At 37.8% G+C, this 25,975-nt stretch carries 25 protein-coding genes; 9 read left to right on the top strand and 16 right to left on the bottom strand.

Annotated elements, in window-relative coordinates; translation table 11 throughout:
• Positions 1-20: 20 nt before the first annotated feature.
• The 5 genes from ACKWCD_RS18130 to ACKWCD_RS18110 form a co-directional block, all read right to left on the bottom strand.
• Positions 21-365, bottom strand: coding sequence for a DUF4377 domain-containing protein (locus ACKWCD_RS18130; protein ID WP_413985383.1), 345 nt, complete (start codon positions 363-365; stop codon positions 21-23).
• A 113-nt stretch (positions 366-478) separates the two neighbouring features.
• Complete coding sequence (gene pruA / locus ACKWCD_RS18125) at positions 479-2,107, bottom strand: L-glutamate gamma-semialdehyde dehydrogenase (RefSeq protein WP_413985382.1); 1,629 nt, start codon at positions 2,105-2,107, stop codon at positions 479-481.
• Positions 2,108-2,267: 160 nt separating this feature from the next.
• The gene (gene apaG / locus ACKWCD_RS18120) at positions 2,268-2,654 is read right to left on the bottom strand and encodes a Co2+/Mg2+ efflux protein ApaG (protein ID WP_138659022.1); all 387 of its coding nucleotides are present in this window, start codon (positions 2,652-2,654) and stop codon (positions 2,268-2,270) included.
• 12 nt (positions 2,655-2,666) lie between these two features.
• Positions 2,667-3,806: a DUF3667 domain-containing protein gene (locus tag ACKWCD_RS18115; RefSeq protein WP_413985381.1), complete on the bottom strand. Its 1,140-nt coding sequence runs from the start codon at positions 3,804-3,806 to the stop codon at positions 2,667-2,669.
• Positions 3,807-3,846: 40 nt separating this feature from the next.
• A complete protein-coding gene (locus ACKWCD_RS18110; RefSeq protein WP_413985380.1) occupies positions 3,847-5,091 on the bottom strand; it encodes a type IX secretion system plug protein in 1,245 nt (414 codons plus the stop codon).
• A 153-nt stretch (positions 5,092-5,244) separates the two neighbouring features.
• Between ACKWCD_RS18110 and ACKWCD_RS18105 the strand changes: the two genes are divergently transcribed.
• From ACKWCD_RS18105 to ACKWCD_RS18070, 8 genes are all read left to right on the top strand, one after another.
• Positions 5,245-6,597 (top strand): Na(+)-translocating NADH-quinone reductase subunit A, encoded by a 1,353-nt coding sequence (locus tag ACKWCD_RS18105; protein ID WP_413985532.1) that lies wholly within the window; start codon positions 5,245-5,247, stop codon positions 6,595-6,597.
• 3 nt (positions 6,598-6,600) lie between these two features.
• Entirely contained in the window at positions 6,601-7,887 is a 1,287-nt protein-coding gene (locus ACKWCD_RS18100) for an NADH:ubiquinone reductase (Na(+)-transporting) subunit B (RefSeq protein WP_413985379.1), read from the top strand.
• Between the two features lie 2 nt (positions 7,888-7,889).
• Positions 7,890-8,636 (top strand): Na(+)-translocating NADH-quinone reductase subunit C, encoded by a 747-nt coding sequence (locus tag ACKWCD_RS18095; RefSeq protein WP_413985378.1) that lies wholly within the window; start codon positions 7,890-7,892, stop codon positions 8,634-8,636.
• 1 nt (position 8,637) lies between these two features.
• Complete coding sequence (locus ACKWCD_RS18090) at positions 8,638-9,285, top strand: NADH:ubiquinone reductase (Na(+)-transporting) subunit D (protein WP_413985377.1); 648 nt, start codon at positions 8,638-8,640, stop codon at positions 9,283-9,285.
• Positions 9,286-9,307: 22 nt separating this feature from the next.
• Positions 9,308-10,069 (top strand): NADH:ubiquinone reductase (Na(+)-transporting) subunit E, encoded by a 762-nt coding sequence (gene nqrE / locus ACKWCD_RS18085; protein ID WP_413985376.1) that lies wholly within the window; start codon positions 9,308-9,310, stop codon positions 10,067-10,069.
• A gap of 1 nt (position 10,070) precedes the next feature.
• Entirely contained in the window at positions 10,071-11,378 is a 1,308-nt protein-coding gene (gene nqrF / locus ACKWCD_RS18080) for an NADH:ubiquinone reductase (Na(+)-transporting) subunit F (protein WP_413985375.1), read from the top strand.
• A gap of 147 nt (positions 11,379-11,525) precedes the next feature.
• Positions 11,526-11,888 carry a Na(+)-translocating NADH-quinone reductase subunit F gene (locus ACKWCD_RS18075; RefSeq protein WP_413985374.1) on the top strand — a complete coding sequence of 121 codons (363 nt, stop codon included), beginning with the start codon at positions 11,526-11,528 and terminating at the stop codon, positions 11,886-11,888.
• Positions 11,845-12,903 carry an FAD:protein FMN transferase gene (locus ACKWCD_RS18070; protein WP_413985373.1) on the top strand — a complete coding sequence of 353 codons (1,059 nt, stop codon included), beginning with the start codon at positions 11,845-11,847 and terminating at the stop codon, positions 12,901-12,903. Before ACKWCD_RS18075 ends, ACKWCD_RS18070 begins: the two co-directional genes overlap by 44 nt.
• A gap of 53 nt (positions 12,904-12,956) precedes the next feature.
• Here the strand turns inward: ACKWCD_RS18070 and ACKWCD_RS18065 are convergent, their stop codons facing one another.
• From ACKWCD_RS18065 to gpmI, 4 genes are all read right to left on the bottom strand, one after another.
• Positions 12,957-16,202 (bottom strand): PA14 domain-containing protein, encoded by a 3,246-nt coding sequence (locus tag ACKWCD_RS18065; RefSeq protein ID WP_413985372.1) that lies wholly within the window; start codon positions 16,200-16,202, stop codon positions 12,957-12,959.
• A 111-nt stretch (positions 16,203-16,313) separates the two neighbouring features.
• Positions 16,314-17,081: a class I SAM-dependent methyltransferase gene (locus ACKWCD_RS18060; RefSeq protein ID WP_413985371.1), complete on the bottom strand. Its 768-nt coding sequence runs from the start codon at positions 17,079-17,081 to the stop codon at positions 16,314-16,316.
• Positions 17,082-17,090: 9 nt separating this feature from the next.
• Positions 17,091-17,909: a type I methionyl aminopeptidase gene (gene map / locus ACKWCD_RS18055; protein WP_413985370.1), complete on the bottom strand. Its 819-nt coding sequence runs from the start codon at positions 17,907-17,909 to the stop codon at positions 17,091-17,093.
• A gap of 33 nt (positions 17,910-17,942) precedes the next feature.
• Positions 17,943-19,454, bottom strand: a complete 1,512-nt coding sequence (gene gpmI, locus ACKWCD_RS18050; RefSeq protein WP_413985369.1) for a 2,3-bisphosphoglycerate-independent phosphoglycerate mutase — start codon at positions 19,452-19,454, stop codon at positions 17,943-17,945.
• A 251-nt stretch (positions 19,455-19,705) separates the two neighbouring features.
• Between gpmI and ACKWCD_RS18045 the strand changes: the two genes are divergently transcribed.
• Positions 19,706-20,092: an ankyrin repeat domain-containing protein gene (locus tag ACKWCD_RS18045; RefSeq protein ID WP_413985368.1), complete on the top strand. Its 387-nt coding sequence runs from the start codon at positions 19,706-19,708 to the stop codon at positions 20,090-20,092.
• 116 nt (positions 20,093-20,208) lie between these two features.
• Here the strand turns inward: ACKWCD_RS18045 and ACKWCD_RS18040 are convergent, their stop codons facing one another.
• From ACKWCD_RS18040 to ACKWCD_RS18010, 7 genes are all read right to left on the bottom strand, one after another.
• Positions 20,209-20,376: a DUF6747 family protein gene (locus ACKWCD_RS18040; protein ID WP_413985367.1), complete on the bottom strand. Its 168-nt coding sequence runs from the start codon at positions 20,374-20,376 to the stop codon at positions 20,209-20,211.
• Between the two features lie 158 nt (positions 20,377-20,534).
• Positions 20,535-21,305 (bottom strand): M48 family metalloprotease, encoded by a 771-nt coding sequence (locus tag ACKWCD_RS18035; protein ID WP_413985366.1) that lies wholly within the window; start codon positions 21,303-21,305, stop codon positions 20,535-20,537.
• A gap of 52 nt (positions 21,306-21,357) precedes the next feature.
• On the bottom strand, positions 21,358-22,098 hold the full coding sequence (locus ACKWCD_RS18030; protein ID WP_413985365.1) for a M15 family metallopeptidase: 741 nt from the start codon (positions 22,096-22,098) through the stop codon (positions 21,358-21,360).
• 118 nt (positions 22,099-22,216) lie between these two features.
• Complete coding sequence (locus tag ACKWCD_RS18025) at positions 22,217-23,362, bottom strand: gliding motility-associated C-terminal domain-containing protein (RefSeq protein WP_413985364.1); 1,146 nt, start codon at positions 23,360-23,362, stop codon at positions 22,217-22,219.
• Entirely contained in the window at positions 23,359-24,306 is a 948-nt protein-coding gene (locus tag ACKWCD_RS18020) for a hypothetical protein (protein ID WP_413985363.1), read from the bottom strand. Before ACKWCD_RS18020 ends, ACKWCD_RS18025 begins: the two co-directional genes overlap by 4 nt.
• Before the next feature lie 5 nt (positions 24,307-24,311).
• Positions 24,312-24,824, bottom strand: coding sequence for a hypothetical protein (locus ACKWCD_RS18015; RefSeq protein WP_413985362.1), 513 nt, complete (start codon positions 24,822-24,824; stop codon positions 24,312-24,314).
• 1 nt (position 24,825) lies between these two features.
• Positions 24,826-25,821, bottom strand: a complete 996-nt coding sequence (locus ACKWCD_RS18010; protein ID WP_413985361.1) for a hypothetical protein — start codon at positions 25,819-25,821, stop codon at positions 24,826-24,828.
• Positions 25,822-25,975 lie beyond the last annotated feature (154 nt).

Below are 25,975 nucleotides of genomic sequence, written 5' to 3'. Positions count from 1 at the left end.
AGGGCTCAAAAGCAAAGACCCTAGACTTCTGTTTTCGAAATGATTCGAACCAATGAATATTGGATGCTCGATCCGTCAACAGGCGGATTTTTTATACTGGTTTTTCTAACTGTAATTTCATAAACGAATCCTGATTCGAACGAAAAGCCTTCGATACTATCTTCAAAGTAGAAATATTCCCAATCGTCTGTACCGATTGTATCACCTTCTTGAATTAAAAGGCATTTTCCTGATTGAACACCTTCGCAGTCAACGGTATATGAATTAATCCGAAGGAGAACTTCTTCAATAGCTGAATCATTGTTGTCAGAGCAAGAAATGAAGAAGATGCAAGTGAATAGACAAAGTAGGATAGAATTTTTCATAAGACTTGTTTCTTTTTTTTTATGAGATAAAAATTCAAGAAAAGGTTGGGCATAAAAAAGCCCGTACCTAATAAATCTAACGGTACGGGCTTTTAATTATTATAAGAAATGGATTACCCTAAAAATGGATACCTATAATCCTCTGGAGTTACAAATGTCTCTTTGATAAGTCTCGGAGAAACCCACCTTAACAAGTTTTGTGCAGAACCCGCTTTATCGTTGGTTCCGGAAGCTCTAGCACCACCAAAAGGTTGTTGACCAACTACGGCCCCTGTTGGTTTGTCATTAATATAGAAGTTACCTGCGCAGTTCTGTAATGCTTTGGTCGCTTCGTCAATGGCGTACCTATCTGCAGAAAGTACAGCTCCTGTTAATGCGTATTCTGAAGTTTCATCGACCAATTTTAATGTCTTGCCCCAGTTTTTATCATCATAGACATATATCGTCACAACGGGACCGAAAAGTTCAGTTTCCATTGTGGTATATTTTGGATCGGTTGTTACGATAACCGTAGGCTCAATAAAATATCCTTTTGTTTTGTCGTAATTACCACCAACAAGAATCTTGGCTTTTTTGTCTTTTTTAGCTTGATCAATATACTTTGCCAATTTGTCAAACGAACCTTCATGAATCACAGCAGTAATAAAGTTAGACATATCTTCAGGTGATCCTGGAGGGTTGAAAGATTCAACATCCTTTTTAACTAAGTCCAAAATTCTAGTGGCTTTTGACTTCGGAAGATAAACACGCGAAGCAGCACTACATTTTTGACCTTGGAATTCAAAAGCACCACGAACTATTGCCGTAGCCACTTGTTTGGGATTGGCAGACGAATGTGCCAAAATAAAATCTTTGCCACCAGTTTCACCAACAATTTTAGGGTAGGTTTTATAGGTGTGGATATTATTTCCGATTTGTTTCCAAAGTTCTTTAAAAACGTATGTTGAACCTGTAAAATGAATACCAGCAAAATCAGGACTCGCCAAAACCGTTTTTGTAATCATTACAGGATCTCCATAAATTACGTTGATCACTCCATCAGGTAATCCAGCTTCTTTGAACACATCAACAATTACTTTTGCAGAAAAGATTTGGCTGTCACTTGGTTTCCAAACAACTACATTACCCATCATTGCAGCACTTGCAGGAAGATTTCCGGCAATAGCAGTAAAGTTAAAAGGTGTTATTGCATATACAAACCCTTCTAAAGGTCTATACTCCACCCTGTTCCAAATACCCTCCGCAGAATCGGGTTGTTCTTCATATATCTGCGTCATGTATTCCACGTTGAAACGCAGAAAGTCAATAAATTCACATGCTGCATCAATCTCAGCTTGGTGAATGGTTTTTGACTGCGCAATCATGGTTGCTGCATTGATTTTGGCGCGGTAAGGTCCGGCAATCAATTCTGCCGCTTTTAGGAAAATAGCAGCGCGTTGTTCCCAAGTTAAGTTGGCCCAAGTATCTCTTGCTTTTAAAGCCGTATCGATGGCTTCGGTAACATGTGATTTGTTGGCAATATGATATTTACCTACTTTATGTTTATGATCATGTGGAGGAGACATCGGTTTTGTTTTTCCAGACTTTATTTTTTTCTTGCCGATGTACATAGGTACTTCAACAGAACCATTGAAATATGATTTGTATTGTTTAAGAACAGCTTCACGCTCTGGAGTGCCTGGAGCGTAGCTTTTTATTGGTTCATTAAATGCAGTTGGTACTTGAAAGAAACCTTTTCCCATGGAGATATTTTTTGAGATTTAACTTGCTCAAAGGTAAGGAAACGTTTGTTGTTTTTGTAACAGAATTTCGGAAAGAAGTATGAAATATTGAGATAAATAAAAGATATCCAATACCTGGATCGAAATTGAATTTGAACTTAAAATTTGAGTTTGAATTTGATTAGTTCAATGCAAACGGAGCACTAAACTTAAAGGTAGGAATGTAAACTCTAAATTTCTCAGTAGAACTAAAATTTACCATGTTGTAGTAACCTCTCATAGCTCCAATGGGAGATGCTAGAAGACATCCGGAATTGTAGGTGTGCGATTCTCCTGGTTTGATAACTGGTTTCTTTCCAATTACACCTTCGCCGTCTAAAACTTCCATTTCATTGAGGGCATCAAATATTTCCCAATGACGAGAAGTCAATTGTACAGAGTCTTTGCTCTGATTTTCAATTGTGATTGTATACCCAAAGGCAAAGTGCATCTTATAGTTTTTGAAAAAGGTACCTTCAAAACTTGTATTTACTGAAACTTTAATGCCTTTTGTAACCTGTGTAATCATAATGTTTTTGTTCTAGTAGGTAAATGCGCTTCCTGTAAAAAGGATTGCCATCGCGAACATGGCTAAAATAAAGAAAATAGTATTTAGAAAAATATATTTAACACTAGTTTTAAAAAATCCTTGTTGGTAGAATTTCCGCATCGCTAAAAACAGATAAATGGCAAAAATTAAAAAGAAAAGCCATCCAGTGTAAATATTAAAAATGGAATCTACTAAAAAGCTAATTATGAGCAAGATAAACAACAAAGATTGATTATGAAAGCTAAATACAAGATGTTCGGTGTAGGTGTATTTTTTTCGGATGTATGCCAGCCAAATAAAGAAAGCGAACACCGGAAGGAAGAAAAATATAAAAAAGGGCAATCGAGAAACAACGCTACTGAAGAAACTTCCAGGTTGTTGTTTGAATCTTAAATAACTTCTTGCGGCGTTAAATGCAGCTTTGTTTTCTCGAGTGGAATCAATATTAAGTTCAGCTGGAATTTCTTCAAAACCGTATATTTTCTTTTTTTTCATCAGAACATTAAAAAACTCTCGTTTACCTCCAAAACGTGCCAACAATGACCTCTCATTTAATTTGGAGAAATGCTCGATTGGATTTGTCATCATGATTGAATCTCTCTTGGCTAGGTCGGACATAATATTTAGAGTGTCAAGGGCTTTGATTAGCTCTTTTTCTTCCTCTTTGATGGGGATGGAGTCAATTTGAACGAAATCGTCAGTTGAGAAATTGAGTGTTCCTACTTTGTCCCAAATACTCTTTTCTTTACCAACACCATATTTATCCCAATCAGAAAAATTATTGCTAAAGTTGACCATTAAGAAATAGATAATGGATAGACTCAGTAAAAATCGAAACGGATTAGTATATGAAACTCTTTTTCCGGCGATATAATCACGAGTTATCTTTCCAGGCTTTGTTAATAGTGCAGAAAATGTTTTTAGCAGTTTAGAATCATAAGAAATCAAACTGGCAAAAAACTCTTCAATAAAATCTTTAAGGGTTAGTTTTTTAGTACTGTTGGCTTGAGAACAGTTAGGACAAAATCGGTCACTAACATCTAATGGGTGATCGCAATTTGTGCATTCAACTCCTCGATATTGGAGTCCATAGCGGCCTTTTTGTTGAAGTGTTGGTTTGTTATCTTCCATCAGAGGTTGTTGATGGTCAAATATACATTTTTGCTAAAGGTTAATTGCTGATATTTCTTGAATTAGCAGAGCCAATACCAATGATACCGTCATAGAGGTCTCCAAAATTGCGATAGTAGACTAATACCAGATAGTTATTTTCTGTAAAATGGAAATTTCCTGATACCGTGTTTAAGTCCACTACATCGTCTTCTCTCTTAATCACGTATTTGTAGTTGTAAAAACCTTGTTTCATCATAACTATGCCTTCCATCATACCTGTATCCTCATTATAGGTCATTTTGTTCTCTTCTGTCAGAGCATAATTGTTGTGCTTTCCGAAGATATAGACTTCATCTAAAGCCAATTCCTCAGCATAGGGTAGTTTAAAGTGAATGTTGGTATATTCTGCTTCACGAGAAATATCGTTACCTTGAAGTGTGCGTATTACAAAGTCTCCATTTATATCAGGGTAGTAATTGTAAGGAATATTAAATCGGTAGCGATCTCCGAATAAATAATGATGATAAATATCTTCCAACTCAATGTGAGAAATAACCGAGGTGGGTGCTCGAAGGTCTTTAGTGTCAAAATTTAAAAACTCATTTCCACCATAAAAGCTGGTTTCCTTATCATACTTATAGACTAATTCACTGCCAATGGTAAATTGTGGTTTGACATTGTAAATGGCCGTTGGCCAATGATAATTTTGCAATATGGCTATTTTGACTTCCTTTTTCGGATTGACCAATTGAAAATTTGAAGCATTGATATTGATGTGAACAACTTGTTTTTCATTGAGATATTTAAAATCACGTGAGCGCTTCACTATTGCACCTACCTGAACGGCATCGTTATAAACAACAAACCTTCTAGAAAATTGAAGTTCATAACTATCATTATAAATTTCAATAACAAAATTGCCTGTTACTTTCAATCGAACATTCTCATTGGGAATTGTCAATCTGTAATTTGAATACGGTTGTAGCGTGTTGTAGCTATTGCCATAATCAATAATTCTTTGATTATCGACGCCTGAAAGGTATTGCGACTTTAAAAGCTGCGAAGGTGTCCAGTCATAATCACAATGCACAATCTTATAATAATAATCTTGCTCGCTGGCGAGAATATCATCAAATTCAAGGCGAATCGGTTCTCCAATTTTGACTACTGGAAATTGGTCTTCAGTGGGCCCTTTGAAAACAATAGATTTGATATTTTCTGGTGGATTTACCTCTTCTTGTACCTGTGCAAAAAGTGAGGTTGCAAAAAGAAAAAAGAAGACTTGTTTAAGGCTTAGACGCATTTTTGGGCAATTTATCAAACAAAGGTAAACAAAAAGCATACCTAAAAAATTAAGCTCGTTGTAATGCCCAAATTTCTAGGCAATAATTATGAAAACAAGCGTTTTAGTATTATTTTTGCACCAAATTTAGATAACCTTAAAGGTCTACGTTATATGTCTAAAGACATCCGAATTAAAAAAGGCTTGAATATCAACCTAGTTGGCGCCGCCGAACAAACTACTTCAAAAGCCGTTTTAAGTAATGTTTACGCAATAAATCTTGAAGATTTTCACGGAATAACCCCTAAAATGTTAGTAAAGCAAGGTGCTGAGGTGAAAGCTGGTGAGGCCCTTTTTTACAATAAGAACATTGAAGATATGTTGTTCGTTTCTCCGGTAAGTGGAGAGTTGATTGAAATTGAAAGAGGTGCTAGAAGACGCATTTTAACACTTAAGATTTTAGCCGATAAATCGCAATCTAACCTTGAGCATTCAAAATTGAATGTAGATAACGCATCTGCACAGGAAATCAAGGCACATTTGCAAAAGTCAGGTTGTTGGCCTTTTATCAAACAAAGACCCTACGATGTAATTGCTAACCCAGATACCACTCCCAAAGCTATTTTTGTTTCGGCATATGCAACAGCACCTTTGGCTGCTGATCCAAATTATGTGTTGCAGGGTAAAGAGGCTGAATTACAAGCGGCAATTTCTGCTCTGGCAAAACTAACTCCTGGAAAAGTTCATGTTTCTGTTGGAAAAGACGGAAGCTCACCTCTGGCTGGTTTGAATGGTATCGAATTACATAAAGTATCCGGGCCACATCCTGCAGGATTAGTCGGAACCCAAATTAACAAGATAGACCCAATTAACAAGGGTGAACTGGTTTGGACCATTTCTCCTCAAGATTTAGTGATCATAGGAGAGCTCTTATTAACCGGAGTATATAATCCTGAGCGCATTGTCGCTTTAGCAGGCTCTTCGGTGAAAGCTCCGAAATATTACAGAACAAAAATAGGCACTGAAGTTTCTACTTTCCTTTACGCTAGCGGTGTAAATGGTGAGAATTTCAGAGTAATTAATGGTGATGTGTTGACGGGTTCTAAGAGCAGTCAAGACGGCTTTTTGGGGTATTACAACAATACGGTTACTGCAATTCCTGAAGGCGATGATTATGATTTCTTCGGATGGAATAAGCCAATTTTTAATAAAATATCGGCTACAAGAGCATTGACTTTCTCTTGGTTGCAGCCCAAAAAGAAATACGATTTAAATACAAATACAAACGGCGAGCACAGAGCTTTTGTCTTAACCGGACAGTTTGAAAAAGTTTTTCCGTTAGATATTTATCCGATGCAGCTGTTAAAGGCCTGCATGTACAAAGATTTGGATGAGATGGAGCAGCTAGGTTTGTATGAAGTAGCACCTGAGGATTTTTCACTTACGGAATTTGTTGACGTATCTAAACAACCACATCAACAAATAATTCGCGAAGGACTTGATTTATTACAAAAAGAAATAGGATAAGATATGGGTTTAAAAAGTAAAATGCATGACTTAAAAATGAAGTATAAGGGCAAGAAGATGGCTCCGGCTATCAATGCTTTCCATACTTTTTTATACACCCCTGATGAGACTACGCATTCTGGTTCTCACGTTCGCGGCGCCGATGATTTAAAGCGAACTATGAACACGGTTATAATGGCCTTGGTTCCTGTTTTGTTGTTCTCTGTTTTTAATGCGGGGTATCAGCATTATTCGGCATTGAACGGTTTTCCCGAGAACTTCTCTTTAATGGAGCATTTCTTGACTTGGGATAACGCATGGATTGGTATCATTAAAATATTACCATTACTTGCTGTTTCTTACGGAGTTGGACTTCTAGTAGAATTCATATTCGCTGTAATAAAAGGGCATGAAGTAGAGGAGGGGTATTTAGTAACTGGAATTTTGGTCCCGTTAATTGTGCCCATTGACACACCACTTTGGATGTTGGCTGTAGCCGTTGTTTTTGGTGTAGTTATCGGAAAAGAAGTTTTTGGTGGAACAGGAATGAATATTTTGAATCCTGCCTTAACCATTAGAGCTTTCTTGTTTTTTGCCTATCCAACTTGGATGAGTGGTGATAAAGTTTGGGTACATGAAGCACGTGAGCGCTCAGAGGCTATTTTAGCGGGTGCTTCAAATATAGATGCTATTTCAGGAGAAACGGTTTTGGGCTATTTAGCTCAAAATAAAGGAGCGGAAATGGCTGCAAAATATGATGTTTGGGATATGTTCTATGGATTTATCCCTGGCTCAGTAGGAGAAACACCAACTTTATTAATTCTTCTTGGTGGTTTATTCTTAGTATTTAGTAAGATAGCGAGCTGGAGAATCATGCTAAGTGCCGTTTTAGGTTCTTTAGTAATGGGACTTGTATTTAATGGTGTTGTCGATCAAGGTTGGATTACGGAGACTAGTAAGTTTCATGGCTTGATGGAGTTCAAATTCTGGAAACACTTAATAGTGGGTGGACTAGCCTTCGGTATTGTCTACATGGCTACCGACCCCGTAACAGGAGCACAAACGAATCGAGGAAAATGGATTTATGGTTTCTTTATCGGATTCCTTTCTGTAATGATCCGTGTGTTCAATCCAGCATATCCTGAGGGAGTTTTCTTAGCGATCCTTCTGATGAACGTATTTGCACCAACGATTGATCACTATGTCATCCGTGGAAACGTAAACAGAAGAATGAAACGATTACAAAATGCAGTTATCCATCCAAAAGATTCCGATGGAAAAGCAGCAGAACTTCAAGCAGAAACAGTTTAGTTATGGCAATCAATACAGATAAAAATAGTTACACGGTAATCTTTGCAGCTATTATGGTTGTAGTGGTAGGTTCAATATTAGCTTTTTTGGCTTCTGGGCTTAGTACTAAAATCAAAGAGAACGAGCGTTTTGAAAAGCAGCAGAATATTCTTTACGCTATGGGCGTAAATGAAAATGATGAATCCAGTGTCACCTTTATTGCTAAAGATAAAGTAGAAAGTGAATTTTCGAGCTACATCAAAGAGCAGTTGGTTATTGAAGGTGATGAGATTACTAAAAATGACGAAGCCTTTTTAATCGATTTGAAAAAAGAACTAGCTGCTAAGAAAAAAGGTGAGACACCGAAGCTTCCAGTTTTTATTGGTGAAAAGGATGGTAAAAAGTATCATATTTTACCACTTTACGGAAAAGGCCTTTGGGATGCTATTTGGGGCTTTGTTGCGATAGATGAAACTTTAACTGTGCAAGGGGTTTATTTTGATCATAAGGCGGAAACCCCTGGTTTGGGAGCCAACATCAAACAACGCTATTTTATGGATGACTTCGCCGGAGAATCTATCTTAAAAGGAGATAGCTATGCGGGTATCGGTGTTGTTAAGGGAAATAATGATCCTTTAAATAAGACAAAAGATGATAATGAAGTTGATGCAATGGCTGGTGCAACGATAACCGGAAATGGGGTGACAGCCATGATTAAAGAGAGTTTGAATTTGTATAAAGGATATTTAGAAACTATTAGAGTAAAGTAATATGGGATTATTAACAAAAAAAGATGCTGGTCTAATTCTTGACCCACTTGCAGACAACAACCCTATTACCATTCAGGTTTTAGGTATTTGTTCAGCATTGGCAATTACGGCAGAACTTGAGGCTTCGATTGTAATGTCGGTTGCCGTTATTTTTGTTTTGGGTGTTGGTAATGTGGTGATTTCGTTAATGCGAAATATCATTCCTTCGAAGATTCGAATCATTGTTCAATTGATTGTCGTAGCTACACTTGTAATTATTGTAGATCAGGTGCTGAAAGCGTTTGCCTATGAATTGAGTAAAACACTTGGAGCTTTCGTCGGATTGATTATTACCAACTGTATCATTATGGGACGTTTCGAAGCTTTTGCCTTGGCGAACGGACCATGGAAATCATTTCTTGATGGAATAGGAAATGCCTTAGGATACGGTGTTATTTTAATCATCGTCGGGTTCTTTAGAGAATTGTTAGGAACAGGAACACTTTTAGGGTTTCCTGTTTTAGGTGACCCGATAGCAAAAACAGGATTGTATTCAATAGGTTACGAAAACAACGGATTTATGATTATCCCACCAGCAGCATTAATTGTGGTTGGAATTATTATTTGGGTGCAACGTATGAAAAACCCAGCCTTAGTAGAAGAAAATTAATTAGCGATTTAAGCTTAGAGTTATGATGGAACATATTGAATTATTTTTTAAATCCATTTTCATTGACAACATGGTATTTGCTGTCTTCTTGGGAATGTGTTCTTACTTGGCGGTTTCTAAAAAAGTTGCCACTGCAGTGGGTTTAGGAGCAGCAGTTATTTTCGTTTTAGCGGTTACGGTTCCTTTAAACTGGTTATTAGACAAGTATTTATTACAAGATGGTGCCTTGGCTTGGTTAGGAGAAGAGTACGCGGATTATAACCTAGGTTTTTTATCCTTTATTCTCTTCATTGCTACCATTGCTACAATGGTGCAGCTGGTTGAGATTGTGGTAGAGAAGTTCTCTCCATCGCTTTATAATTCCCTGGGGATATTTTTGCCACTGATAGCAGTAAACTGTGCAATTTTAGGAGGTTCTTTATTTATGCAAGCGAGAGAAATAGAAACCTTAGGCTTAGCATTGAATTACGGAGTAAGTTCTGGTATCGGTTGGTTCTTAGCGATTCTAGCAATTGCAGCAATCCGTGAGAAAATTAGATATTCCAATGTTCCTGCTCCCTTGAGAGGTTTGGGAATAACCTTTATTATTACTGGATTGATGGGAATTGGTTTCCAGAGTTTTGGAGGAATGTTGACAGGTGGTGATGAAGCTCCTGCAGAGGTTGAGGATACAACAGTTCAAACTATTGAAGAAGAGAAAAAAGAAGATTTAAAAGACCTGCCAGCCGGACAGGCAGGAATCGACGAAAAAGAGGTTTCTTATAACGATATAATACAGAATTAATATGATGTTAGCTACAAGTACACTTGGTACAATCGGAATTACAGTAGTCGCATTTTTACTTTTGTTAATGCTACTCGTGGCTTTGCTTTTATTTACGAAGCAGAAGTTGTCTCCTTCGGGTCCAGTGACGGTTACTATCAATGGTGAGAAGAAAATCGAAGTAAGTTCAGGCAGTTCACTGCTTACCACTTTAGGAAATCAAAAAGTATTTTTGCCTTCTGCCTGTGGTGGAGGTGGAACTTGTATTCAATGCGAATGCCATGTTATCTCCGGTGGAGGAGAAGCACTGCCTACAGAGACGCCTCACTTCTCTAAAAAAGAATTAAATCAAGGAGCTCGTCTGGCTTGCCAGGTGAAAGTAAAACAGGATATGGAAATTACCATTCCTGAGGAAGTATTCGGAATAAAAAAATGGCCAGCAAAAGTAGTTCGTAACTACAATGTAGCATCTTTTATCAAGGAATTCGTTGTTGAGATTCCTGAGGATATGGGGTACAAAGCTGGTGGATACATTCAAATCGAAATTCCAGAATGTGAAGTGAAATTCGCTGATATGGATATCACAGCACACCCAGAAGAGCATGATACTCCTGATAAATTCCAAGCAGAATGGGATAAGTTTAACTTGTGGCCTTTGGTGATGAAAAACCCTGAAACAGTAGAGAGAGCTTATTCAATGGCTTCTTTTCCTGCCGAAGGAAGAGAGATTATGTTGAATGTACGTATTGCAACGCCACCATGGGATCGTTCCAAAAACGGTTGGATGGATGTAAATCCTGGTGTAGCTTCTTCGTATATCTTCGGATTAAAAGAAGGTGATGATGTTATAATTTCAGGTCCTTACGGTGAATTCTTTATTAATGAATCTGATTCAGAAATGTTATATGTAGGTGGTGGTGCTGGTATGGCGCCGATGCGTTCGCACTTATACCACTTGTTCAAAACATTAAAAACGAATAGAAAAGTAACCTATTGGTATGGTGGTCGTTCGAAACGAGAATTGTTTTACTTAGACCATTTTTATCAATTGGAAAAAGACTTCCCGAACTTCAAGTTCTACTTAGCTCTTTCTGAGCCTATGGAGGAGGACAATTGGAAAGTGAAAGAGAATATAGATGCTCCTGGTGATGGTTTCGTCGGGTTTATACACAATTGTGTAATTGACAATTATCTGAATCATCATGAGTCTCCTGAAGATATTGAATTGTATTTCTGTGGACCACCATTGATGAACAAAGCCGTACAGAAAATGGGTGAGGATTTCGGAATTCCAGATGAGCATATCCGATTTGATGACTTTGGAGGATAATTATTGGAATGCCATCCTGAGCGCAGTAGAAGGCTTGCTATACGGATGTTTAAATAATATATAAAACAAGAACCGATAGCTAGCCTATCGGTTTTTTTATAATGATAGTTTGCCTCTTAAGAAGGAGGGAGTAATGAAGGTGTAAAAATGCAACCACTAACAGAACAAGAGCTTCATAATTTAGCCATGAATATTGTTGGAAAACAATTGGAAGAGGCCGGCTACGAATTTTTGGCGGTTAATAGTGAGTTGAAGAAGAATCCGCAGTTTGTTTGTACCAAGGATAAAAAGTTGAGCTTTGTGGTTGTAAAAAGTATCGAATATCCCGGAGATCCAAAAGATATTGAATTCTTTCGTGCCGATTTGAATAAGATGCGAGATCATGCCCTAAATTTTGAAGCGGATACTTTTTATGCCGGAGTCGGTTTGGTGAATGCATCTGATTACAATTTACCAGTTTACTTGAATGAAGAATATATCGTTGATTATGATGGATTGGTTAAAATCTAATTGTCATTCCCGCGTAGGCGGGAATCTATTGATTCTACTCATGGTTTTTCTTTTAGGCTCTTGCACCCCAAAAGAATCCAAAATCTATAAAAACCAAAACGTTGGGGGAGCCTTGGGCACGTCATATAACATTATCTATTTGGCGAATCAAGAACTGGACTATCAGAAAGAAATCGATTCCGTATTTGCTACGGTGAATAAATCGATGTCCACTTATATTCCTGATTCTGATATTTCGAAAATAAATCGAGCAGATTCAACGGTAGTTGTTGATGAGATGTTTCAAGAAGTATTTCAACTATCGAAAGAGATTTACGAAAAAACTGATGGATATTTCGACCCGACTGTTGGCACTCTTGTCAACGCCTGGGGTTTTGGACCTGGAAAAGAAATTTTACTTGACAGCACACGAGTAGATAGTTTGATGCAGTATGTGGGATTTGATAAAGTCAGATTAACTCCTACCAAAACTATTCGAAAGAATAATGCAAATATCCGTTTTGATTTTAACGCTATTGCCAAGGGATATGCCATTGACCGACTGGCCTTGCTGTTGGATAAAAAGAACATCCAAAATTATTTATTGGAGGTAGGAGGAGAGCTGGTGGCCAAAGGAAAGAATGTTGTAAATCAAAGACCATGGGGCGTCGGAGTTCAAGACCCAGAAGCGGAGCGGGCAAAAGTATCAATTCAGCTGAAAAATAGAGCCATGGCTTCTTCAGGTAATTACCGCAAGTTTAGGGTTGACTCCTTTACCGGAGAGAAATACGTACATACCATAAACCCTAAAACAGGCTTTACCAAAAATGGAAAAATTTTAGGTGTAAATATTTTAGCAGATACCTGCGCCGAGGCAGATGCCTATGCTACCGCTTTTATGGCGATGGATATAGACGATACGATTAAATTCTTAAGCAATCAGAGCGCATTGGATGCCTATGTAATATATTTTGACGAAAGAGGTGAAACCCAAGAGTTTATTACTGAAGGTTTTAAAGAACTAATCATCAAATAGAACTACCCTACTTTAAAGTGTCTAAAATGCGTTTACAGCACGTCAAAGCGACATTACCTAACAATCAGATTTTTAGCTTTTGACCATGAACCTGAACGTGCTACAAGTTGATACGTTCCTTTTGCCAGCCAACTAACATCTATCATTTGCCCCGTATATCCCTTTAAAGAAAGTACTTCAATACCGGAAAGAGTATAGATGGTGTATTCAATTTCGGCAACATCTGCAAAATTGCTGACCACAACATTTACTTCAGTAGAGGCCGGATTAGGACTAATCGTAAGGTCAGGCTCATTTTTGTCTTGGCTGGGTAATTCTGAAACTATCGCTGTTAGGGATTTACTTGAATTCGCAAAAGGAGACAAGACACTTCCTGGTAAGACCTCTGTTGGCATTTCGCCGTTGCCGTCACTTGGCTTGCGCCATGCGACGGCTAAGTTATCTCCAAAAGCATCTTCTTTCATTAAGGCCTCTATGTAGTATCTATTCCCTTGTTGCAAAAGAATCCCTTGAGATTTTTGTGTTGCAAATTTGTCCCATTGCCTATTACTAGCGTAAGATTCGTGATGTGCTATGCGCACTTTGTCTGACGAATCTTCTGTTGTGCTTAAGTTTAACTCTGTGTGATTATTACCAGCTATGTAGAAATAGTAGGTTCCTGTTTCTGGTGGACATAGGTAACCATGTACTCGCACTCCATAATTATCACCCTGGTTCTTTGGAATCTCGAAAATTGAAAGTTCTGAACTATTAGAAGGATTATCCGGATAATTCTTTGCGTTCAGCAAGTTTGATATGGTTAAACCGCCAATTTCATCGTAACGTTCCATTAGAATGGTGCCACTAGCATTGCATGTGCTTGGGTTGCCAGCAATTACAGTAACAACCGCCTGTGCGGTAAAACCACCGTCATTGGTCTTAGCCGTTATTGTAACTGTGCCCTGCGAAACGCCTTTAACAAGTCCGTTGGTATCCACGCTGGCCACCGATGCATCACTAACAATATAATTTACAGATGGATAGCTTGCGTTAGAAGGTGAAACCGAAGGGGAAATCGAAGCTATTTCATTCTCTGAAATAGTAAGGGAAGGGGAAATCGATATTCCTGTAACTGGAATAAAATCGCTTGCCCTAGGTGACAGCACACTACCAGGAATTACCTCAGAAGCTACCGTACCATCACCTTCGCTTGGTTTTCGCCATCCAACGGCAAGATTATCACCTGCACTTGCCTCCTTCATTAAAGCCTCTATGTAGTAGCGCTTCCCTTTTTCTAAAGAAATTCCTTGAGATTTTTGCGTTGCGAATTTGTCCCATTGTCGATTACTGGCCCAAGATTTGTGATGTGCAATGCGCACTTTGTCTGCCGAATCATCTGTTGTACTTAAGTTTAGTTCCGTGTGATTATTGCCGGCGATATAGAAATAATAAGTGCCTGTTTCCGGGGGGCAAAGATATCCACTTACTCTTACGCCGTATTTGTCTCCTTGGTTTCGTTGTATCTCAAACGAAGTCAATTCAGAGCTGAGAGATGGAGTATGGGGATAATTTGTCGCATTAAGCAAATCGGATATGGCCGAACCGTTTATATTGTCATAGCGCTCCATAAGAATGGTGCCGTTTGCGGTACAAGTATCTGTTGCCGAACAATCTAAAGAATATTCAGCTTCATCATTTTTATACCATCTACTTTGAGCAAGGGCTATATCAACATCTGCAACTTTAATACAGGTTAAATCAGGATTACCTCCTGAAAGCGATAATACGTCTATATTGGTCTTTGATAGATCTAGCGTTTTAAGTTTTGAGCTATATATATTAAGCCTATCCATAAATGCATTTTCGGGTAAGTATAATTCTTCTATAAACCCTAAATGGTTGCCATAATTGTCAAACCCCATTTCAAGATTTTTTAATAAGGTGTTGTTCGTTAGATCCAATACTTTAAGGTTGCGATTTGCTATTATAAGGTCCGTCAGTTCAATATTTTTAGAAAGATCTATTTCAGAAAAAATAGTAAACCCTAGAGAGAGTGATTTAAGTTTAATATTTTTAGAGAGATCTATTTCAGGAAGAGTAGTTGACCATAGATAAATTGTTTCCAGTTTTAGATTATTCGAAAGATCTATTTCAGAAAGATTGGTATTACCAGTCAGATTAAGAAATTCAAGTTTGAGATTATTTGAAAGATCTATTTCAGAAAGATTGGTGTTATAACAATTTAATGTTTTCAATTGAGTAAGTTTTGAAACATCAAGTTCGGTATTCGAGTTTGAAGAACAATCAAAATACTCTAGGGCAGTAAAATCTTCAATACCTGTAAAATCTTGTACATCAGGTCCGACGATTCTAACAGTTAATTCTTTGATAGTATTTATATTACTGGTAAGCACATAATCATCTAAAACATCATCATACCCTAAATCGATTAAAGCTTGTTCAAATTTGTCGTCAGGTACAAATGTAAGTTCGTTTGAAGTATTGCCACAGTTTGTTGAAAAAGTGTCATCATCATCAATATAGGTTTCCCATTGATTAGCTGCGCTTAAATCAGCTACCTGAATGCAGGTTAATGCATTGCGGCGGGCATTTAAAAATCTCAATGAAGTATTCTTAGTAAGGTCTAAAGATTTTAATTCATTACCAGAAAGTTCTAAATACTCTAAATCTATGTTTGTTGAAAGATTGATTTCAGTAATAAAAGTATCCTCAATACTTAGAAGTCTTAAGAGGATATTATCGGATACATCTATCGTAGATATGGCATCGCCCCTAACAGTTAGCTCCTCCAAATTGAGATTGTTTGAGACATCAATTTCTCTAATCTGTGACCATTGTATATAAAGAATTTTTAGTGCTAAATTTTGACTTACATCAATTCTCTCTAATGGGGTTTCGAATGCATAAAATGTTTGTAACTTTAGATTTTGTGCTACATTGACATCCGAAATTCCAGTTTCAGAAATATCTAATTCTTCTAGTTCCTTGTTATTTGTAACATCTAACGAAGAAAGTGATCGGTTAGAATATAAGTCGAGTTTTTTTAGTGACATAAATTCTTCAATACCTGTCAAATCTGCAATACCCAATATACTATTCAAGTTAGAATTAGTAAGGTCTAAATCGGTAATGGTATTGATATTGCTTGTCAACACATAATCATCTAAAACATCATCATATCCTAAATCGATTAAAGCTTGTTCAAAGGCATCGTCGGGCACATAGGTGCGATTGGGCTCTTGGGCCAAAACAGTGTAAAAGGAAAATAGGAGTACAAAAAGGAGTAATTTTTTAATCATTTTTCAATAGCTTGGTTAGTAGGATAAGAGTACAACAAAAGCCGATGAAAAGCACGTCAAATCGGTAAAGGGCAGAGTAAATTCGATGAAATACTACTAATTTATTGAGCGTTAATTCTTATAAACAAGCGGAATTATTTCTCCTTTAGCAAGGCGATATTTTTCGATTTCATTTGGAGGCATTGAAGCAGTGTAATCCACTTCCTTTACTTGAAACCCAATACTTCGTAATTTTTTAAAATAATCTCGCCCATAAATGCGCACATGGTCGTACTGACCAAAGATTTTAGCACGTTCTTTTTTATCCGTTATACTATCATCTTCAAAAGTAATTGCCCTATTCAAGTCCTGCGGAATCTGAAAAATACCCCATCCACCTGGTTTTAAAACCCGATAGAGTTCCCGCATTGCTTTCGTGTCATCGGGAATGTGTTCTAAAACATGATTACAAAAAATAACATCGAAAGAAGCATCTTCAAAAGGAAGGTTACAAATATCAGCTTTTACATCTGCTAAGGGAGAATTTAAATCGGTAGTTGTATAGTCTAGGTTTGTTAGTTTTCTGAACCTTTTGTAAAAGGCTTGCTCAGGTGCAAAATGTAAAACTTTTAAGGGAGCCGTAAAGAAATCTGTCTCGTTTTTTAAATACAACCATAACAAGCGATGGCGCTCGAGAGATAGGGTAGAAGGAGATAAAACATTTTCTCTAGGACTTTCATAACCATAAGGTAAAAAGCTTTTAAACTGCTTTTCATCAATTGGGTCAACATGAGTATTTCCCCGCATAGAAAAAGCTAGGATTGGTCTCGCCAAATAACTTAGCTTAATCAATAAAGGTCTCGGAATGGTATTCAGGATGTATTTGAAAAGTTTCTTCATCCTATGCCTCTAGAGCTGAAGTTTTTTCTGGCGGAATTCTTCTTCCACATCACTTTGAATTCCAAGCGCTTCATAGACATATTGGAAAGTGGATAATAACTCTGGTTTTCCATCAACTAAGGCAACATTGTGTTCAAAGTGAGCGCTAGGTTTTGCATCCGCAGTAAGAATAGTCCAACCATCTTTTAGTTGTTTGATACGTCGCGTTCCTAAATTGGTCATTGGCTCAATGGCAACAACCATTCCCTCCACAAATTTTTTACCTCTGCCTCTTTTTCCGTAATTGGGCATTTCAGGGTCTTCGTGCATTTTACGTCCTAGTCCGTGACCTACCAATTCGCGTACAACACCATACCCATGGTCTTCTGTAAACTTCTGAATGGCATAACCTACATCACCAACACGGTTTCCTTTTTTGAATTGACGAATACCAACGTATAGAGATTCCTTAGTTACATCAAGCAATTTTTTGGTTTCTGGGTCTACCTCACCCACTTCAAAAGTATACGCATGATCTCCGTAGAACTCATTTTTCAATACTCCACAATCAATAGAGATGATATCACCCTCAACAAGAGGTTTCTCATTTGGAATACCATGCACCACCTGAGCATTCGGACTCATACAAAGTGAGTTCGGAAAGTCATATAAACCTAAGAAACCTGGCACACCTCCGTGGTCTCTAATGAAGGTTTCGGCTAGTGCGTCTAGCTGCAATGTAGTTACTCCGGGTTTAACCTCTTTAGCCAACATACCTAAGGTTTTGGAAACGATTAAAGCGCTTTCGCGCATCAATTCTATTTCTTCAGCTGTTTTTACGATAATCATAGTCGGCAAAGGTAAAGTTTTTGCAAGAAATGTCTAGACCAATGGTTTTTGTGTCATTAACTCTGGTTGCGGAACACCCATCAATTTTAGAATTGTTGGTGCTACATCTCCTAATACGCCATCTTTGATTTCTTTTAATTCCTTGTCAATCAAAATCAATGGAACAGGATTCGTAGTATGGGCCGTATGTGGAGAACCATCAGGATTTATCATAGTTTCACAGTTGCCATGGTCGGCAATCAATAAGGTTGTATAGCCATGTTTTAAACCCGTAGTAATTACTTTTTCGACACAGGTGTCAACAGCTTCACAAGCTTTTATAGCGGCAGGCATAGAACCTGTATGACCAACCATATCTCCATTTGCAAAGTTTAAGCATACAAAATCTGTAGTTTCTTTTTCTAGCTCGGTTGTCAAGGCATCTGTCAATTCGAAAGCAGCCATTTCTGGTTTTAAGTCATAGGTAGCCACTTTAGGGGAGCTTTTTAATATTCTCGATTCGCCTTCAAAAGGCTCCTCTCTTCCACCAGAAAAGAAAAATGTAACGTGAGGATATTTCTCGGTTTCGGCAATTCTAATCTGTGTTTTATTCGCTTTTTCTAGTACTTCACCGAGCGTTTCTTCAATATTGTCTTTGTTGAATATAACTTTAATACCTTCAAAAGCATCGCTGTAGTTTGTTATGGTTACGTAGTATAGGTCTATTTTTTTAGTATTGTACTCTGGGAAGTCTTTTTGATTCAACATTTCCGTTAATTCTCTACCTCGATCTGTCCTAAAGTTGAAAAAGATAACTACATCATCTTTTTGAATGCTAGCTACGGGTACATTACCTTCCGTAAGAATTAGAGGTTTGATAAACTCGTCCGTGACATCGGCATCATAACTAGCTTGAATTGACTCAGTCGCATTTGATGTTTTTGTTCCAATTCCATTAACCAAAGCATCATAGGCTAGGTGAACACGTTCCCAACGGTTATCTCTATCCATGGCATAATAACGGCCTGTTATTGAGGCTAGCTTCGTATTTGTTCCTTCGATATACTTTTCTAAATCTGAAACATACCCCTTTCCAGATTTAGGGTCAACATCTCTGCCATCGGTAAAAGCATGAACAAAAGAGTTTACTCCAGCCTTGTTTGCTGCATCAATAAATCCTCTTAAATGACTGGTGTGCGCATGTACCCCGCCGTCGCTAAGTAAGCCTAAGAAATGAACATTTTTATCGTTTTCGGAAGCATATTGAAGTGCATCAACGAGCTCTTTTTCATCTTTTAAGGTACCCTTTTCAATAGCTAAATTGATTTTTGCTAAATCTTGATATACAATACGACCTGCACCTAAATTCATATGACCAACTTCGCTATTACCCATCTGGCCCTCTGGCAAACCTACGTGCAGTCCATCTGTACGAAGCTGTGCATTAGGATATTTGGTATATAACCCATCTATAAAAGATGTATTTGCATTGTCTATGGCGGACACTTTGGGATCTGGAGATTTGCCCCATCCATCCAAAATCATCAATATTACTTTTTTGTTCATTTCGATTTCTATTGGAATCTCAAAAATACCATGATTTGACTTGTATCGCTACTAATTTGAAAAGCTTTTTTGATTTTCGTTGCCACTTTTATTAAGTCTTAAATAAAACTCAAAGAATTTTCATTAGATGTTAAACTTTAGTTATTTAACTGTTAATCATGACACAAAAACCTATAGACGCAGTCTATATTTATATAATCATAATTTATTCATCAATCCACCCGCCGTAAGCGGGTCTAAATTCACTCATCATGAAAAAAACGATTTTGACTGCTGTGGCATTTTGTATGCTATTGGTAACAGATGCTGTTGCCAAAACTGAAACAAGTAACAACAATGAAGATGTTACGGAACTAGTTGTAAAAAGGGAATTAAGTACTTTTTGTAAAGCAATTATGAAGGGGGATATAAATACTGTGAAGCGTTTAATTGACCTTGGGGAAGATGTGAATGCCAAGTCTTTAGGAATGACACCGGCTATTTTTGCAGCTCGTTATAATAAAGCCGAGATTTTGGAGGTGTTAATTAGCAATGGAGCTGACCTTACCCTTAAATGTAATAAAGGTTGGACGATTGTCAAGCATGCGAAACTTTCGAATGCGAAAGAAGTACTCGAAGTACTTAAAAATACTGTTTGATAGCTAGAATGTTTATTCATCAATCAAAAAACCCGTTCGCCACGAGGAAAACGGGTTTTTAAATTCTAATAAATCATCAGTTCAACATATGTTCAAATAAAAGTTTTTCTATTTTATTAGAAATCCCAACCATTAAATGCACGGTCAGATAAGGCATAAATTGCCATCAAAATCATGAGCGCCGAAAATATTGAATATACCTTCAACAAAATGACAATTGCTACTGGTTTGCAATCTTCAAATGCCTTTACGTACAGATTACTAAAGTGTGATAGTGTTCCCATTATAGTTTTATTAAAATACTGAGACCTCCAAATTTTGGATCAGTACGAGTTATTAATGAAAGCTATAAGGGTTAAATTTGAGACGGTGTAAAGATTTTAGGATATACGAAAAATACAGAAAAACTTACTGATTGACAATAGTTTACAGATTTTTAACACTAAGATTGACCTTGGTATTTGGCTATTGCCTCTTTAATTTTCTCAATACGATTCTCCGGATCGGGATGTGTGCTTTGGAATTCGGGAACTCGATTTGGCCCAGCAGCTGCCTTTAAAATCTTCATAACTTCTATCATTTCATTTGGGTTGTAGCCAGACTGAATCATGAAAAGAACTCCCAATTCGTCACTTTCCAGTTCGTCACCGCGACCATTTTTTAGTAATGTGTTTTGCCCTATTCCTCCAACAACATTGCCAATATCTCCAGCGCCTACAGTAGCGCCCATTGTAGCCGTTCTCCAAAATTCACTAGATGCTATACGTTCTGCAGAATGCCTTCCAATCACATGACCAATCTCATGGCCGAGTACCCCTGCCAATTGTTCTTCGTTCAATTGTTTGAACAGAGCATAAGTAATAAAACACTGCCCGCCAGGTAGGGCGAACGCGTTGATAGTTCTATCATCTGCCAATAAATGAAAGTCGTATTTATAAGGAGTTTCTCTTGCAATACTATTCTGCACTAACTTTCGACCTACTTGATCAACATAGGCCTGAAGACGCTCATCGGGGTATAGTCCGCCGTGTTGTTGTGCCATTTCAGGCGCACTTTGAAGCCCAATGGCAATTTCTTGATCTGGCGACATGGTAATATGTTGAGATCTGCCCGTATACGGATTCTCCTCAGTATTGTTGCATTTCTTAATAAACGCGAAGGCAACAATGGCCAAGCCAATAAATATTCGAATTTTCCAACTTCCTCTGTTCATGGTAGTGTAGTGTTAATAACAGAAAGGAAGGTACAAAAAAGCTATAAAAGACCTATAAAAGTTCTTTATTTATGTCTAAAATATTGTTTTGAATGTAGGTTCTAATGAATCCGTTTGTAAAGTGTTCACTACCTAAAAAGGTCTCTCTTTCTAGAAGTTGAAGAATATTTTTTCTTCTAAATTCTGTTAACATAGGAACGGAAAGGGGTGCAAAGCTATAATGCCAAGGCTCGTACTTAAAACCTTTTCTTTTAGGTTCATCGGTGTAAACAAGATGGAAGTCAAAGGTTTTTGAATTTTCATCCATCCATTTTTTGAAATTCTCGTAAGGTCCACCTGCTCCGAATTTTGAAGGAACCAAAACATCTCCCTCAGCCTTAGGATATCCGTCGATAATATCAACATCAGTCCCCCAATGGTGTCTGCTCGTGCCGGGAATAGTGGAATACTCGATGATTTTGTCAATCGCTGCCATGGGCTCCATTCCATCTTCTTCAGTAAATTGCTCATATTTCCGCTCAAAAATTGCTTCCTGTCGAGCAAAATTTCGGTAACTAGAAACTACTTTTAAGTCAATACCATCACTATACGCGGCTTTCTTCATTTCGACAAAAGCATCATGAGCTTGGGCTCTAAGATTGATATCTTTGCCATAAAGTTCAATATCGGCCTTACCCATAAGTTCAAGAATGGAGTATTCAAAATCTTTTTCCTTTGTGAATGCAAGACTTGGAGCTAACGCCAAGGCCAATCCTGAAATACTACTTCTTTTGATAAATGATCTACGTTCCATACCGTTGGTTTTAACTGTTGTAGCGATTAATACAAAAACGTTGCCAAACGCAATGTATTATGTGCTCAGAATATTAAAAGTAGTTAGAATACCACGCTTTTACAATGAAAGGCTGTTTTTAATCGGTTATATATAGGTATCCTTGATGTGTAATACCAATATCTGAAAGCTGAAGAATGTAGAAGTATATCCCAGCAGGTAAGATTGTATTCTTTTCTACAACTGCGCTTACGTTGGCTTTTCCCTGAAAGGAATTTGTATAATTCTCGACGTTGTAGACCAATCTTCCCCATCGATTAAAAATTTCAAGTTGATTATTTGGGGAAAGAGCAATCTCTTTAAAAACTAAAAAATCATTTGTGCCATCACCATTTGGTGTTAGTATGTAGTTGGCAAGTTGAACGTCATTTGGTGTGAAGCCCCCTCCAAAAGTGATGATACTGTAGTCATCTGGTAGAAATATATCCGAAGAAATGTATCCCTCTGAAAAATCTCCACTTATGGCGATATTTCCGAGGTTCTTCCATTCTCTGTCAATCTTATGCCACCCTACTACTCTAAGATTATCAAGTGTATTTACTAAGTTTTGGATTTGACTTTCGGGCGTCCAAGTTAAGCGTACTCTCGAAATTGTCTCCGAATCTAGATCCCAAAACTCCTCATTGCTTATTGAAGTTAGAATTGCTTCGTAACTGTTTGTGTCGAATGATGTATTAAAAGTTAACGGTGAATTTGGATTCTCAAAAAAATAGGCACTTCTAGCTCGAGGAATATCAAATTTGGATATTATTTCTAAGGGTCTTAACCGATCTCCATATCCGATGGGAAAAATAAAGTCACCTTTCGAAGCAAGTGCAGCATAACCATCTACTTTGGTTACATTCTTATCGCCATTATAAAATGCATCATTTATATAATCGAGATTAAGGTAAGGAAGGCTTCTTGGGGTAACTACGTCACCTAAAATAAAATTGGTATTGTTGGTGACTCCTACGCCTATTTCTAGAAAGAGGTCTTTGTTCACCATAATTTCCATATCACGAAAAATGGGCCTAAATGCTCCTGAGATGATTATGTTCTCATTGCTAAAAAAACCTGCTAGGCCTTGATTATCATCTGTAATACCATCATTGATGAGGTCGTGATGAAAACCTATTGCGCCCATTTCATGAATTTTTAAAAACCCATAATTATGAAGTGCTTCTTGGGCTTTTGAGCTATGTAGCCCAACTATACATAGAATAACGAAACATAGCTTTTTCATAGGTTCCAAAAGGTGATTTGATTTTGTTCTATGGCATCAATTTGGTCATCTTGAAGACCTACTTTATACATGATTATTTCGGCAAAACGAGTTGTGCTGCCTTGAGATGGTGTATTAAAGCTATTTGATATTGCTGATCCTAAACCAAAATTGAAAGTAAGATTACAAGACTGGTTATTTGGAAAGTTTCCATTTGCTTTTTGAACCCCTTTTAAGCGTAAAATAACCTTATCGACATTAGTGTTTGAAGGATTATCGCGACGAACAAAGGAGTATTGGTCCCAAGCATTTAAGCTTCCTGGGTTTGTAGGATGTGTGGGTAGATTGTTTATAAATGACCTGGGATTATTACAACAATATCCCGGATCAAAATAGCATTGTTCGTTATTCCAATTGATATGTACCAACCAGCGTTCTCCTCCTGAGATTACCCCGAAGGGTATCTGAGACCTATCGGTCGCATAAAAAATTCCCAAGACACTTCCGTTTTTACCTGATTCCGTCAGGTTTTGAAAGTTTTCAGGTACGATTAGAACATCATTGCCATCACCTGCCCAATAGGGTTGCGTTGCGTCCGGAATAAATCTAGGTTGGCGAAAAGTTGTTGTTTGGAAGGCGTCTCGCCCCAAACCACTTTGGTCGTACCATCTGGTAACGAAGACATTTGCACCGTTTCGCCAAGTGTTAATAGCCTCAATATCTACTTTATCATCGTCTCTACAAAAAAAATCCATTTCAGAATTATCGTTTGCTCGGCGTAAACGAATTAAAGGTCCGTTGTAGTCTGACTCTAAAACGCGTAAACCAAAGGCAAAACTGATATCTTCAAGTTTGTCGTCAAGGAGATGACTGGGTGCCATTGATGGAAACAGGTTGTAATTTTCAACTTGTGCAGAAATACTGGTAAGTTGGAGTATTAAAAAGAATAGAAGCAATTTTTTCATGACCGCTATTTTTTTAAGTCTCCCGTAAGATGGAAAACATCTGTTGCTGTGCAGATTAATCCCATTCCAGCATCTTTTCCTGCAGTTTTGAATCTGGATAGCCGATTTTTTATCGTAACTCCCGCACCTCCTATTACGGTTACTTGTCCATCTCCAATTTGATATACACTAATATTAAACCCTACGGATAAACCACTTGGAATTGTCAAACTCACGTCGGCGGCGCTATTAAAAACAAAAACTTTTCCAGCATCGAGTGCTGTAATTTGGTAATTTTCCGTTTTACTCTCTACTAAGGCGTTGCCTTCTACTTCAAGCCGAAGCCAATTGGTACCATCGAATTCGTAGATACGTTTATCATTGGTATTAAAAATCAATGCTCCCTCTGTTTCTGTTGTAATGTTTAGCATTTCTGCGGAGGTAGCAGAAGTGATATTCACCAAGAGCTCCGGTTCAATTTGGGCCATACCACAATGGACACTCCCTGCCAAGAACACTAAAAAAAGAAGTTTTTTCATGCTATAAGTCTAAGATGGTAAACATAAACTCGCCGTCGAACCTTGATCTATCAGTTCCACCATTATCATTATCCCCTACAATTACATCAAAAAATGTTGTGTTTTGATTATTGTAGGATATTCCAGGATCGTCATTTCCTGCACCACCACGTCCTAGCTGTGAGACTTGAATGATATAGTTGGCGTCGGCTACTAGACCTGCTGGTAAGGTTATTCTATAATAACCCCGACTCAGCCGATTCACTGTAACTCCTGGTGTAATACGAATGGCTGCGCCCGCGGCAGATACTTTTCCAATTGCCTTTATGGGGCTTGCATCTGCCCAAACCGTTCCTGTAGCAGTAGCAGTTAATACTTGCCCTGCGGTTCCCGCGGCATCATTTTCATCGAGCAAGGGTCCATCTAAATCTATGGTTTCATTAATGGTCACCGTGGTATTACCCGTAGTTTCATCAATATTCATGGCTTCTATACCGCCTACAGAAAATCCTATTTCATCAGCTGCAGGCCTAAATAACCCTGTGTTTGTGTCATTTGAAAATCGGTAAGAGGGTTCACCGGCAGTACCATTAGAATTAAGAACGCCCTGTGTGCGAGTCGCTCCGGCAACTTCTAATTTATTGGTGGGTGAATTAGTACCGACACCTAGTCTATTGTTAGTATTATCCCAAAAAAGTTGGGGATTGTCTTCCGTTGGGGTGCCGTCAGTTCCGGCAAAGAAAATTGATCCTATAGTACCTGTGTGGGCAATGTTTTTCCAGACGGTGCCGTCATAGACTTTAACCTCTCCAGCGATGGTGTCAAACCAGATATCATCTTCAATAGGATTGGTCGGAGCTACTGCCGCCGTGGTGACCACATTATTTTTAACCGTAATAAGCGTTCCCTTATTGTCAATAACTGTTTCCTCTTGCGCATTGACCAAGAATTGCATAAATAATGCAAGGAGGCCAAAAATGAGCTTTCTGGAAATTCGAATGTGATTCAGTTTTGACATTAGTATTTATTATCCTCGTTATCAACATAGACTTGATAAACTGGGATATTAGAATTCAAAGGGTTTACAAGGGCCTTATTTACAACCAGAATATATTTTGACATATAGAGATATCCCCAAATATATTCCAGTCTATAAATGATATACCCAATTA

This window comes from Maribacter taeanensis (genome assembly GCF_047345145.1).
In the GTDB taxonomy this organism is placed as follows: Bacteria; Bacteroidota; Bacteroidia; order Flavobacteriales; family Flavobacteriaceae; genus Maribacter_C.
This window is presented reverse-complemented; position numbering and strand designations above follow the sequence as displayed.